14 protein-coding genes and 1 tRNA gene are annotated in these 12,760 nt (G+C 46.1%); 1 reads left to right on the top strand and 14 read right to left on the bottom strand.

Annotation, left to right across the window (positions count from 1 at the left end; genetic code table 11):
* Positions 1-96: 96 nt before the first annotated feature.
* The 3 genes from strainIA91_RS00215 to strainIA91_RS00225 all read right to left on the bottom strand — a co-directional run bounded on the left by strainIA91_RS00215 (position 97) and on the right by strainIA91_RS00225 (position 2,874).
* Positions 97-1,491, bottom strand: coding sequence for a hypothetical protein (locus tag strainIA91_RS00215; RefSeq protein ID WP_400167075.1), 1,395 nt, complete (start codon positions 1,489-1,491; stop codon positions 97-99).
* Positions 1,492-2,000: 509 nt separating this feature from the next.
* Positions 2,001-2,414 carry an RNA recognition motif domain-containing protein gene (locus strainIA91_RS00220; protein ID WP_400167076.1) on the bottom strand — a complete coding sequence of 138 codons (414 nt, stop codon included), beginning with the start codon at positions 2,412-2,414 and terminating at the stop codon, positions 2,001-2,003.
* Positions 2,415-2,601: 187 nt separating this feature from the next.
* A complete protein-coding gene (locus strainIA91_RS00225) occupies positions 2,602-2,874 on the bottom strand; it encodes an RNA recognition motif domain-containing protein (RefSeq protein WP_400167077.1) in 273 nt (90 codons plus the stop codon).
* A gap of 412 nt (positions 2,875-3,286) precedes the next feature.
* Here strainIA91_RS00225 and strainIA91_RS00230 point away from each other — a divergent pair, with 412 nt between their 5' ends.
* Positions 3,287-4,210, top strand: coding sequence for a mechanosensitive ion channel family protein (locus tag strainIA91_RS00230; RefSeq protein WP_400167078.1), 924 nt, complete (start codon positions 3,287-3,289; stop codon positions 4,208-4,210).
* A gap of 26 nt (positions 4,211-4,236) precedes the next feature.
* On the opposite strand, the gene coaE is transcribed toward strainIA91_RS00230, so the two are convergent.
* The 11 genes from coaE to lgt all read right to left on the bottom strand — a co-directional run bounded on the left by coaE (position 4,237) and on the right by lgt (position 12,521).
* Positions 4,237-4,839 (bottom strand): dephospho-CoA kinase, encoded by a 603-nt coding sequence (gene coaE, locus strainIA91_RS00235; protein WP_400167079.1) that lies wholly within the window; start codon positions 4,837-4,839, stop codon positions 4,237-4,239.
* Between the two features lie 7 nt (positions 4,840-4,846).
* Entirely contained in the window at positions 4,847-5,497 is a 651-nt protein-coding gene (locus strainIA91_RS00240) for an adenylate kinase (protein ID WP_400167081.1), read from the bottom strand.
* A 196-nt stretch (positions 5,498-5,693) separates the two neighbouring features.
* Positions 5,694-5,999, bottom strand: coding sequence for an SPW repeat protein (locus strainIA91_RS00245; protein WP_400167082.1), 306 nt, complete (start codon positions 5,997-5,999; stop codon positions 5,694-5,696).
* Complete coding sequence (locus strainIA91_RS00250) at positions 5,975-6,175, bottom strand: hypothetical protein (protein ID WP_400167083.1); 201 nt, start codon at positions 6,173-6,175, stop codon at positions 5,975-5,977. The genes strainIA91_RS00245 and strainIA91_RS00250 overlap by 25 nt, the downstream gene beginning before the upstream one ends.
* 45 nt (positions 6,176-6,220) lie before the next feature.
* Positions 6,221-6,727, bottom strand: a complete 507-nt coding sequence (gene tpx / locus strainIA91_RS00255; protein ID WP_400167084.1) for a thiol peroxidase — start codon at positions 6,725-6,727, stop codon at positions 6,221-6,223.
* Positions 6,728-6,859: 132 nt separating this feature from the next.
* Complete coding sequence (locus strainIA91_RS00260; RefSeq protein WP_400167085.1) at positions 6,860-7,801, bottom strand: patatin-like phospholipase family protein; 942 nt, start codon at positions 7,799-7,801, stop codon at positions 6,860-6,862.
* Positions 7,798-9,771, bottom strand: coding sequence for a S9 family peptidase (locus tag strainIA91_RS00265; RefSeq protein ID WP_400167086.1), 1,974 nt, complete (start codon positions 9,769-9,771; stop codon positions 7,798-7,800). The genes strainIA91_RS00260 and strainIA91_RS00265 overlap by 4 nt, the downstream gene beginning before the upstream one ends.
* 185 nt (positions 9,772-9,956) lie before the next feature.
* Positions 9,957-10,031: transfer RNA gene (locus strainIA91_RS00270), tRNA-Val, on the bottom strand.
* Between the two features lie 249 nt (positions 10,032-10,280).
* Positions 10,281-10,436 carry a hypothetical protein gene (locus tag strainIA91_RS00275; RefSeq protein WP_400167087.1) on the bottom strand — a complete coding sequence of 52 codons (156 nt, stop codon included), beginning with the start codon at positions 10,434-10,436 and terminating at the stop codon, positions 10,281-10,283.
* Between the two features lie 99 nt (positions 10,437-10,535).
* Complete coding sequence (locus strainIA91_RS00280; protein WP_400167088.1) at positions 10,536-11,510, bottom strand: hypothetical protein; 975 nt, start codon at positions 11,508-11,510, stop codon at positions 10,536-10,538.
* Between the two features lie 222 nt (positions 11,511-11,732).
* Entirely contained in the window at positions 11,733-12,521 is a 789-nt protein-coding gene (gene lgt, locus strainIA91_RS00285; RefSeq protein ID WP_400167089.1) for a prolipoprotein diacylglyceryl transferase, read from the bottom strand.
* Positions 12,522-12,760: the final 239 nt, after the last annotated feature.

A 12,760-nucleotide genomic window follows, 5' to 3' on the forward strand; every position in this document is an offset into this window, starting at 1 on the left:
GTTTAAGAAATATTTGCTTGTTTAATAGTACTTTAAAATTTATTGGAAAAGTGTATCCAGCATCACTTTTTTATAAAAAATTTTTTAGAAATAGTGTTATGATGTTTTACCCAGGGGTTTGATATATCCGATAAGCCGCCAAACTGCCAAAAGAATCAGCAGATAGGCGACCATAGCCCCAAAGGCGATCCAGTAGCCGGTAATTGAGTTATTGAAAAATACAATTGGTAAATTCAGCAGGATAAGGAGAGGGAAACCCAGAAAGAGGGCAATGCCACCTCCGTATGCCAGATCTTCTGCAGCCGGGGTTTCGAATTCGGGATCGGTGATACGGATGAGCACCAGGCCGGAATTGATGGTACCCGTCATTTCACCGAAAATTCCAATAAACCGTTCAAAATAATAATCATCAAAAGCCCTTTTGGATGCCCAGTGGATGATCAGAAAGGTTGTAAAAGCGGCGGTACCGGACATCACCAGGATAGGCAGCCAGTACTGGCCTATTACAGTGATACTGATAGCAGCGACTGAACCGGTAATCAGGTAGTCCACACTGACACCGGAAGCCCGGTTCATCAGTCCCTTATCGATCACGTAACTTTTTTTTGTCACATCCAGGATGCGCCGGACACCTACGGCAATTAGAAGTCCGATCACAAAGTGAAAAGACCACAGGGTATCTGAAAATTCCCCCAGTCCACCAGACTCCATCAGAAGCGTGACCCCCCGGATGAACAAATAGGTTAAAAGGTAGATGAATCCGATGAGCCCCACCTGAAACGCCATGGGTTCGATAGCTTCAGGAGAGAGAGTAAGAAACCCGGCGACCCCCGGGGAATTCTCCTTTACAATACCGGTCCGGATGTCCCGGTTCAGGCTGTCTTTCCCCTTAATCAGGGCTGTTTCTCCCCGCCGGATGCCCCGGTTGACAAGGGTAATGCCGGCGACATATGCAATGAGAAAGCCGATAACGGCAAATGTGAGTCCAATCATCCCCCCGTTTACCAAACCGGCTTTTTCCCAGCTGTGTCCCATGGTGTAAGCAATTCCCGGTCCCATTCCAAAGCCCAAAGGTACCAGAAAACCGATGCCGGCGAAAAAATTCGGGTTGAAGAAATAGATTACCGTAAATGCCAACAAAAGACCGGCCATTGCCTGGGTGATATAACAGGTAAGTTCAATAAATGCTTTACTCACGGGTCCTTTACCAAAGGACGTTTTGGATTGGCGTAATCCTAATACAATAAATGTCAATGCGAGCAGATGATAAACATACATCCCTAAACGATTCCCATCCAGAGGTATAATATTTAAGACCTGGCTGCCCAGAATCAGTCCGATAAAACCGCCGATTATATTATTGGGGATAAGAAAACGCTGAAAAAAAGGGATATAACGGCGCAGAATGGTTCCTGCAATTAAAAAAAGACTCAGAAATGTAAAATCAAGAACCACATCCTTCAAATTGAGCGTAAGATCCCAGGGTGTCATGGTATCCTCCTGTGTCGGTTTGGCAGTAACCCCATGTAATATAAGATAAAAAGAGTAGAAGAATAAGGATGATGGAACGAGGGGGACAAAGATCGACGGAGTGAGGGAGAGAGGGAGTGAAAAAATGCCGGTCATCGAGTGATCCAGCTATGTCAGGATTGTATCGAGATACCGGTCACCGGGGCGGCTGCCGACAGGTGGAAGTACCGAAGCGCCAGCTTCAAATACAACAAATACTCCTCATATAAAAAAATCAAGACAGCACAATATATTAAAGATAATATAATCTTGCATTTGATCGGATACGGGATTATTTTATCCCCGGGGGATCACACGTATAAGTATCTTCCTATATAGTGAGAATAAAATTTCATAAATCCACACCACATATACTCTATTTGCATACGTCACCCCGAACCCCTGAACCCCTGAACCCCCAAAATGACATAATATAAAAAGCCCCCGTTGAAAAACGGGGGCAGGATTGTCCGGATCAATATTTAAATTGATCAGAAGCGACGGTTTTCTTCGCGACGGGGACGTGCCTCATTGACACGCAGAGCGCGGCCGGAGAGCTCTTTGCCGTTGAGTTCTTCCATTGCTTTTTGCGCTTCTGAATCATCGCTCATTTCGACAAAACCGAATCCCTTGGAACGGCCGGATTCACGATCAGTAATGATGCGGGCCGATTCCACGCTACCATAACCCTCGAACAATGTTTTCAGTTCTTCTTCCGACGTTGACCAGGGCAGGTTTCCTACATAGATATTCATACGAATCCTCTGCTTATCTGTCATGTATTCAAACCAGATCGCCAGGCCATGACAGCCAACCTGAAAATCTGCGTCCTGAGGACGGTTATCAAATGAAATCTGCTTCAGGACACGGTTTCCCATCCCTGAAACGTTGAAAAATAATAACATTTGAGCGAAATCCACTCTTTTTTTTGGAAATATTGAAGATTTATCCCCTAAAAACAGACAAAAAGTGATCAAATTGAAGCATTTACGGGTTTTTTATCCCCCCAAACCGGTTTATTTATGCCTAAATACAGAAAACCCCCTCCGTGAGGAGAGGGTTTGAAAGTCTGATCGCATAGTTTATGACAGATCAGTAGCGCCTGCGCCGGGAGTCGTTGTCGGCAGTGGGGCGGGCTTCATTCACCCGGAGTGCCCGGCCGTCCATCTCTTTTCCGTTGAGGGCTTCAATGGCTTCCTGTGCATCTGAATCATTGCTCATTTCGACAAATCCGAAGCCTTTTGAACGGCCTGAATTACGGTCGGTGATCACACGGGCGGTATCAACCGTTCCGTATTCAGAGAAAAGGGTCTTCAGGGCTTCTTCAGTGACGCCCCAGGGCAGGTTTCCTACATAGATATTCATATCAATCCTTATTACCTGTTGTGTTGTGTACTTCAGATCCTCCGACCACAACAGCCAACCGGTGGAATCCGCGTCCTCTGGACGATGATCGTGTCAACCGGACATGTGCCCGGCCATCTCTTTGAATAAACCTCATGTTGGGGCCTATCGCAGAAAACGGTGAAATATACGACAAGTTTTTTACATTACAAGCTTTTTATTTTAAAAAATTTTTTATTTTCAGCCAGACTCCATGGCCTGTACATCCTGCACCTGATTCTCTGTTGTTGATTTCAACTGTTATTTCATTTATTTTCAAGTAACAGCCTTCGGAAAAAAGCGGTATGTAACGAAGTTTTTTGACGGAAGTCTGAAATATAGGATACGACATAAAGCTTTTTTCCCTTTATAATAGTTATGAAAGGAGCGATTCATGGAAAAACTCATTCAGTCCCTGCAAGGTGTCAATTGGATTGACCTGGGACTCGAAGCTGCGAAAATTGTCTTGATCCTGGTTGTTGCCTGGATTGTGATAAAAATTATTAAACGATCCCTGAAAAGCGTGGAAAAACGCATGGTTCAAAACCGTGTGATGGAAGGTGAAATTGCCACCGATTCCAGCAAACGAGTCCAGACCCTGATGAATCTCACCAGCCAGGGGGTCACCATCCTCCTTTGGGCTGTGGTAATCCTGATGGTTCTGACCCAGATTGGTGTGGAAATCGGGCCTTTACTCGCTGGTGCCGGAATCCTTGGTTTAGCTGTTGGTTTTGGTGCACAGAACCTGGTAAAGGATGTGATATCCGGCTTTTTCATGATTCTTGAGGATCAGATCCGTGTGGGAGATGTGGCCATTCTCAATGGTACCGGTGGACTGGTGGAAAAGATGAATTTCCGGGTGACGGTTTTGAGGGACCTGTCCGGAACGGTCCATGTTTTTCCGAACGGAAGCATCACGACCCTGAGTAATATGACCAACGAGTGGTCTGCCTATGTGTTTAACGTGGGAGTTGCTTACAAGGAAAATACCGATCAAGTGACAGAAGTCATTCAGGAAGTTTTGGAAGGCCTGAAAAAAGATGAAACCCTTGGTTCAAGCATCCTGGAGACGGAGATCTTCGGAGTGGACGGCCTGGGCGATTCGGCGGTTACCATTAAAGGCAGAATCAAAACCATTCCCCTGAAACAATGGGCCGTCGGCCGGGAATTTCTCCGCCGTGTCAAACTAGAGTTTGATGCCCGTGATATTGAAATCCCCTTTCCCCACCAGACACTTTATTTCGGTGAAGCCAGTAAACCTTTTGAACTTCAGGTTATGGAAAAAATTTCACAAAAAGCCAAAGGTGTTGACAGCTAAATTCAAACGGGCCGGATAAAGGTTTTTTATTTTTGTGTTTCAAGGAGTTTGGAATACAAGGATTTGGCCTTTGCTTCGAGTGCTTCAATGGATCCGTCGTTGTGGATCACATAATCTGCACGGCGGATCTTTTCTTTTTCCGGCATTTGCAAAGACATTCTGAAGATAATTTGTTCTTGACTAAGGGATCCCCGCTTCAGGGCCCTATCCATCCGGCATGATGTGGGTGCTGTTACGACAAGTACACCATCGTACATATTTTCGGAACCGGCTTCAAACAGCATGCTGGCCTCGATGACCAAAAGAGGAGGATTTATTTTTAAGGCGGTCTGATGGATTTCCCGGATTTTCTCTTTGACATAGGGATGAATCAGGGCATTGAGTTTTTCCTGGTTTTCCCGGGAGGTAAAGGCTCGTTCTGCCAGAAGGGTTTTGTTGAAATCATGTGTTGAGGGATAAATATCCTCACCAAAAAGAAGGCAGATTTTGTGCTTCACCGTTTCATTGTTGCCAATGATTGATTTTGCAATATCATCAGCATCATATACTTCGGCACCCCAGGCCTTGAAAAAAGCGGCAACAGTTGATTTTCCCGATCCCAGTCCGCCGGTAAGTCCCAGGAAAAACATAAACGCCTCACATCTTTTTCAAAACAGTTTCGATACGTTGTGTGATCTCTTCAATCTCCCCTTCTCCGGAAATACGGTGGAGGAGTCCGTTCTTTTCGTAGTAGTCAATCAGGGGATATGTATTCTTCCGATATACGTCGAAGCGCTTCAGGATTGTTTCACGTGTGTCATCTTCCCGTTGATACAAATCTTTGCTGCCACAATTCGGACAGATGGCATCATCCGGTTTCCCGCCCGGGAACGATGGCGTTGCACCACAATTTCGACAGGTCCAGCGGCTTGTCAGGCGGCGAAGCAGTTCCTCTTCCGGAACGTCGATCAGAATGGCTGCGTCCAATGGAGCCTCAATTTTTTCCAGCATGGCATCCAAAGCACGTGCCTGGGGAAGGGTCCGGGGGAATCCATCTAAAATATATCCTATCCCCTCTTTTTCAAACTCAGTGACCTTTTTTTTCAGAATATCTATCATGATATCATCCGGGACCAGTTTCCCCTGATTCATATATTCTGCCGCTTTTTTCCCCAAGGGGCTCTGTTTTTCCGTCTCTGCTCTTAGAAGATCACCTGTGGAGAGTTTTGTCAGAGACAAACGCTCTTTTAAAATATCTGCCTGGGTTCCTTTTCCGGATCCGGGTGCGCCAAGAAATACAAGTCTCATGCTTCAATCTCCTTTGTTTGGAGGATTTTATAATAAATACACCATGAAAGCAAGATAAGGGAATAAAGCATAGGATTTGCAGTTCGCTTAATGTTACCTGATAGTTCAGGCCTTACAGCATGAAAAATATTCCACGAAAAAGGCAAAACGGCAAAGTTTGCTTTGCCGTTTTGCAAGTATCTTGTGATATGCGGATTTATGCCGTGGTTTTGGGTTCTTCCGGTGTTTTTTGCAGGGCAAGGACCAGGGACAGAATCAGCACGACAATTCCAGCTATTATGAAGTTGAGTTGTACAATCAGTGACGGAACCAGTCCGCTGATGAAGATCCAGATTCCAACAATACCTGCAACAATTGCCGGCCATTTTTTTGAAGCGGTAAATCCCAGCAGAGCAATCAGAATTCCGGCAATAATCATATTCCAATTTACCTGCACACCCGGTATAAAACCGGAAACCACAAGCCACAATCCAAGAATCACATTAACCCATGCTTGCCACATAGAACACCTCCTTTTTTATGTGACACACTGTTTCTGATATCATCAGATGTTCGTAAAAACAGAATAAAATCCACCCACCTGTTAAAGTCTGATAAGACAGGATATGTATCCGGTTGAATAATCATGGTTACACCCTGTACCTTAAGGTAGCGGCTGTATCCCTGTTTTTCAAGCAAAATTTATATCATTTTACTTGTATTCTATTTTTTTATAAGCCTTTCTTAAAGTGCTTCAAGAGCTTTCAGTGCCGTATCGTAATCAGGTTCCTGTGTAATTTCCGGGACCAGTTCCCTGTAAACAACAGTCCCCTCGGTATTGATAATGACAACAGAACGGGCCAAAAGTCCGGCCATGGGACCATCTTCAATCCGCACACCGTAATCCTTACCGAAATCACTGTTCCGCAATTCACTAAGGGAGATTACGTTGTTGATTCCTTCGGCCACACAAAACCGTTTATGGGCAAATGGGAGATCTTTTGAGATACATAAAACCCGGGTGTTTTTCATTTTAACCGCCAGGGAATTAAAACGCCGGACGGACATGGCGCAAACATCTGTATCCAGACTTGGGAAGATATTCAACAGGAGGTTTTTTCCCTTGAAATCCTTCAGGGAAACATCTTTCAGGTCCGTTGTGGTGAGAAGAAAATCCGGGGTTTTATCTTTTTCCCGGGGAAGATCCCCAAAGGTATGAATGGGATTGCCTTTTAATGTAATGTGTGCCATCACGACTCCTTTTGTTTCAGTTTATATTGATTAGAGACAGAGAGCTCCGGAAAGTTGCAGAATGTGGGATTTGTTAATAAAAACAGGGGTCTTTTGAAGAATACGTAAGGTTTTTTAGCCTTTAGAAAAACATCATGCTCCCTTTACAATACGCCGGATATCATTCATCCGGTCCAGGGTTTTTTGATATCCTTCCCCGATAATTTCTTTTCCCAAATCAAAATCCATCAGTTTAATATGCCCCAAATCCGGTGTAATCAGGATATCAGGAGGATTCAGTCTGAGTCCAAGCCGGGAAATTTGCATTTCCATTATATCTACAGACTGCCGATAGACATCCAGAAAGCCGGGAATGTCCTCCTTTTTTTCTCCGGTGCCGGTTTCAAATTTAAACCAGGACTGAAGGAGGGATTCCACAGAAGGAAAGCGATCGGAAAATTTCTCAAAGATAGCTTTATTCAGGGCTTTGTCGCGTTTTTCATCCTGTTTGGATTTCTTCTTTTTTTCCCGGCGCTGAATGAGGCAGTGGTTCAGGTCCACGGCAATAATTACTTCAGCCCCCATCTTTTTTACCACATCCACGGGGACGGGATTCAGAAGTCCACCGTCTACGCAAAGGCGTTTATTTATTTCTACCGGGCGGAAAATCCCCGGGATGGAGATACTGGCACGGACGGCTTCTTTGACAGATCCTTCCGAGAAAATAATTTCTTCACCGGTTTTCAGATCTGCGGCCACGACCCGGAGGGGGATTTTCAAATCCTTAAATGTCCGGACGGTCATGACATGTTCAGCCAGATCCATTACCTTTCGCCCTTCCAGGACCCCGGTGAGACTCATGGAAAGATCCAGAAGGGAAACCACCCGTTTCCAGTCCATGTCCAAAACCGTCTGGTGAAACTCTTCGATATGGCCGGAAGCAAAAATGGCGCCCACATAAGCGCCAATACTGGTACCTGCCACAAAATCCACCGGAATATCATGTTCCTGGAGTGCCTGAATTACACCGATATGGGACCAGCCCCGGGAAGAGCCGCTTCCCAGGGCAAGTCCGACTTTTTTTCTTTGGGTCATTCAGCTGGCTCCAGGAGGAATTTTTCAAAAAACAGCATGAGACTTTGGGTATAAAAATCCCGATTGTTCTTTTTTCGAAATCCGTGACCCTCATCTTTAGCCAGAAGATACCAGGTTTCCGTATCGTTTTTTTTCACAGCATCCAGGATTTGTTCGGCTTCACTGGCCGGAACCCGGGGATCATTAAGTCCCTGAACGATAAAAAGCGGAGTGGAAATTTTATAAGCATTGTTCACCGGGGCAATGGATTCCAGATAAGCCCTCATGTCGGGATCCCGTTCGTCTCCATATTCAGCCCTTCGTAAATCCCGACGGTAAGATTTTGTGTTTTCCAGGAAGGTGACAAAATGGCTGATTCCTACCACATCCACACCAGCTCTCAGGCGGTCATTATAGTGGGTCAGACTGGCGAGGACCATGTAACCGCCATAGGATCCACCCCATACGGCCACTCGGCTTTCATCCAGCTCAGGTTGTTCAGCTATCCAATCAAGTAAAGCTCCGATATCGAAAACCGATTCTTCACGTAGAGTGCCATTATCCAGAAGCAGGTAAGATTTTCCATATCCGGCCGATCCTCTGACATTAGGTGCGAGAATGGACACACCCATTTCATTCAGGATGTACTGGAAGGTTGATGAAAAAGATGGCCTGAACTGGCTTTCGGGACCGCCGTGGATATAGATGATGACAGGTGCTTTTGCAACAGTGCTCTTGCCCTTGTAATAAAATGCCGGGATTTTCCGGAGGCTCCCGTCCGGCAGGGAATCGAAGGTTGTATAATGGATGAGTTCCGGCTGGATAAAACCATCTGTATTCAGTCCACCGACTTCGCTGGTGGTCCACCGGGTAAGGGTGGCATTGGTCAGGCGGATAGAATAGACATCGGTGGGATTTTTGGGTGTATTCAGGCTGATCGCCAGCTCGGTGCCATCCGGGTTGAACCGGAGTCCGCCGATGATACCCAGGGGGAGTTTAGGCAGATTGAGTCGACTACCGCTCCGGAGATTCAGGACAGATAAACGGCTCATGCCGTCTTCATTGGTTACCCAGGCCAGAAGCATGCCATCCCTGCTGACTGTAAAGCCACTGACATCCCAGGTGGTTTTCCCCAATAGCAATTTGATATTGCCGGTGGATATATCGTAACTGCGCAGGGTTTGAAATTCGGCATTTTCATCGGATGTAAAGAAAATCTTGTCACCCAGGGGGGACCATTTGGCGCCACCATAGGAAATTTTTCTGTCAGAGGGGTTGATTGGTGACATTTCTCCTGTTGTCACATCCAGGATATGCAGATAGGATTCATTAATGGAGACATAATTCAGGAGGATGAGTTTATCATTTGCAGGGGACCAGCTAACAGGTTCCCAGTATCCTTCCAGTTGGGCCGCCATCCTGGCGTTGGACAGATCCTCAGCCGGTGCCACATAGATGTCATAATCCGTTCCATTCCGTTGAGTGCCAGGATAGGCCAGCAGCGATCCATCATGAGACCAGAGAGGGGTACCATGGCGGGCTTTTCCGTTTGTTATCATGGTTACCCTGCCATCCTCCAGGTTCATGGCAAAAAGCTGATAGGCTTCATTTCCTCCCACATCCTTCATGAAAACCACAATGGGAGTATCCTCATTGGGACACACCGCGGCATCACCTACCGGTTCATCAAAAAAGGTAAGCTGGTAGCGGGTACCACCGGGCATGCTAACTTTATGAAGCTGGGATGTTTCACCGAAGCGGGTCGATATCAGCATCCCTCCCCCGGGAAGCCAGTCTTCAAGATAGGCTGAACGAACGTTTTGATATTGGTTTAAGCGGTCTTTTAATGATTCAGGGACGGGTGGAATATTTTCCATCACCAGGTTTCCGATTTCAGCCCGGCCGTTATCAGCCCTTTGGGGATCTTTTCCGCATCCGGCCAGTGTTATGGAAAGAATGAGAAAAATCCATAGAATTCGAAATAGTTTCATGGCAAAATCCTTTAACAGTTTATTGTACACGGCAAAAGTCAAAATAAAAAAGAATGATGAAAAGAAAAAGGAGATAGTGGATAAATAGTATTGAAGAATGGATGGCGAATCGTGAGGGGCAAGGTGGAACAGGAGACAATTCCCAGCTGAGGACGCAGGGACTCAAAATTATTTTTTGGGGGATGTGGGAGCTACAAGATTCGAACTTGTGACCCCCTGCTTGTAAGGCAGGTGCTCTGGACCAGCTGAGCTAAGCTCCCCTCAAAAAGCCAGAAAGTTTACGATTCGAAGCAATATTATGCAAGGGAAAAGTCAGTCGACTGTCGACCGAAAAAGTGACGCGTGACAAGTAACGCGTGACAAGGGGTCCAATCATCCAATCCCCCAATCGAATCAATCCCTCATGTCCACTGTCCACTGCCGACTGTCAACTGTCGACTGAAAAAGTGACGCGTGACAAGTGACGCGTGACAAGTAACCCGTGACGAGTGGGTTTGAGGGAGAGGCATTTATTGGCGGGGAAGGTATCGGATTAGGCCGATAGTCATTTTTTTAATTTCAAGGATTTCTTTTTGAAATGTTTTTAATAATTCTTCCGAAATATATTCGAGATGATGTGGGATGATGAGTGGTGTCTCCAGCTTCGAAATACTGCCCCGCCCCATTTCACAGGGCAGGCAATCAAATCAATCCCTCAGCGCTCTCTGCGCCCTCTGCGGGAAGAACCAACTCCAAACTCATAACTCCAACTCAATACTCATCCCTCATCCCTCATCACTCCTCCAAATTCCCCTCCTCACACTCACATAGCGGTTCCGGGCAAAGATTTCCAGGGCTGAATCTGCTTTTACGGGATATCCACCCGTGGGGGGGACAACCCGGCCGCCGGATTCAAGGTAATAGGGCTCATTGTTAATAAATACAATAATGCCCACATGACCATTCCGCCCGGCAATGTCTCCGGGACGTAGTTTTGTCAGATCATCAGGTGACAGGGAACCTCCCTTTTCGATGCGTAGGATTTCGTCTCCCAGCCGGTAGAGTTCCCGGGTATCCAGCCGGTAATTGTTGGAGCCGCCATCCAATCCACCCTGATCTTCAAAACCGGTTTTTTCACAATAATATTTAAATCCCTGCCACGAAAAAAGGGCCACTGTATCTGGAAGCAGGTTAAAATGAACCGCCATCTCATAGGGAGCCGCTACAAAACCGGAGCAATCGAGCCCATAAAGTTTTCGACTGCTTCCTCTATGGGTTTGGGGATCATCCAAATCGAAGAGATCTCCACCCCAACGGTAAAAAGATTGGCCAAAATAGGCCTGGTATATGTTGAATGTAAAAAGGGCCAGTTGGTTGATAATTTCGGAAGGGGATAAGGTGGATAGCGTATCCAGATAAGGCTCAATTGCCGGTGTAATCACATCTTCGAAAAATCTCCGGTTTTGGGTTTTGAAACCGGTCCAGGCCGTATCTCCCTTTTCATAATAGAGACTGTCTGCCAAAACATTTTTATTGAAACGGCTTTTCAAGTCCGGATCTGCGATCTGATAGGGGATGAGAGTCCCATAATCTGTTTTTTGATATATTGCCTCGTTTGGAACGGCGGTATCTGTTTTGGAACAGGCGCTAAGCGAGAGATAGAGAAAAAAACAGAGAACAAGGATAAGAATAAGATTAAGGTTGAGTCCCGTGTCATCAGTGGAACGTATTTCATGGGGTCTCGCAGGTTTTGGGTTCACTTTGTTCCTTTCAACATTTCTTGCTGTTTTCACGATTCAATCGCCACGGTGTGGCATTCCAACGCCTGGCAGTGTTCATTAGCCACTGCGCAGCGTTTTCAGAAGTTAGAAGCTGGAAGTTGGTGTCGCTTCACTCCTGACGAATCAATCCCTCAGCGCTCTCTGCGCCCTCTGCGGGAGGAATCAACTCCAAACTCATAACTCCAACCCAATACTCATCCCTCATCTCTCATCCCTCTTTTTCATGATCATCACACCAATCCCTCCGGCAATCATGGCCAGACACAGAAGCTGTCCCATGGTGACCCAGTCAAAAAAGAGAAAGCCCAGCTGTTCATCCGGCTCTCGAAAAAACTCGATGATAAAACGGCCGATACCGTAAAATATAAGGCCGGATGCGAATTTCACATGTCCGGCAACTCCTTTTCTATGGAGCCAGAAAAGAAAAAGGAAGAGAACGAGTCCTTCGACCAGGGCTTCATAGAGTTGTGAGGGGTGGCGGGGAATGCCGCCGGATCCGGGGAAAATCACGGCCCAGGGGACCTCAGCCGGCCGGCCCCACAATTCTCCATTGATAAAATTTCCAAGGCGACCGAAAAAGAGTCCCACCGGTGCAATGGTTGTGAATTCTCCAATCAGATCCCAGAATTTGATCTGGTGTTTCCGGGCAAACCAGACGACGTACAGGATAATAGCAATTGCGCCACCGTGAAAGGACATCCCCCCGTGCCAGGTCATAAAAATTTCCAGGGGGTTTTTCAGATACCAGGAAAGGTTGTAAAAAAGAACGTATCCCAGGCGGGCTCCTACCAGTAGACTGATGATCGCACCGGTAAAGAGGGAATCCAGCTGTTTTTCCGTCATTTTCAGATCACCCCGGCGGATGATATATTTCATCCAGTAGTAAAAACAGATAAATCCCAACACGTACATGAGTCCGTAATAGCGGATCTCAAAAGTGCCGATTTTAAAGAGATAGGGCTTTAAGTTGTGGACCCATGCCAAGATCATGGCGAACTCCTTCCATGTTTTCGGGAATTTAAATGATTCACCTCAGGAAAAAAAGAAAGGTAGGCCAAAAGTGTCACTTATCTTCTTAACCCTTTTGTTGAGACATAGACCATATGGAAGGATTATAAAATGGCTATTTGACAAAAAGCGGTTATATCACGTGAAATCAGTGAGATAAACCGGACATCCCACACGTTATCCACCGGGGATGTGGATAAGTGTGAACAATGAAAATTATC

Source organism: Candidatus Neomarinimicrobiota bacterium (assembly GCA_041154365.1).
Taxonomy (GTDB): Bacteria; Fidelibacterota; Fidelibacteria; order Fidelibacterales; family Fidelibacteraceae; genus Fidelibacter; species Fidelibacter multiformis.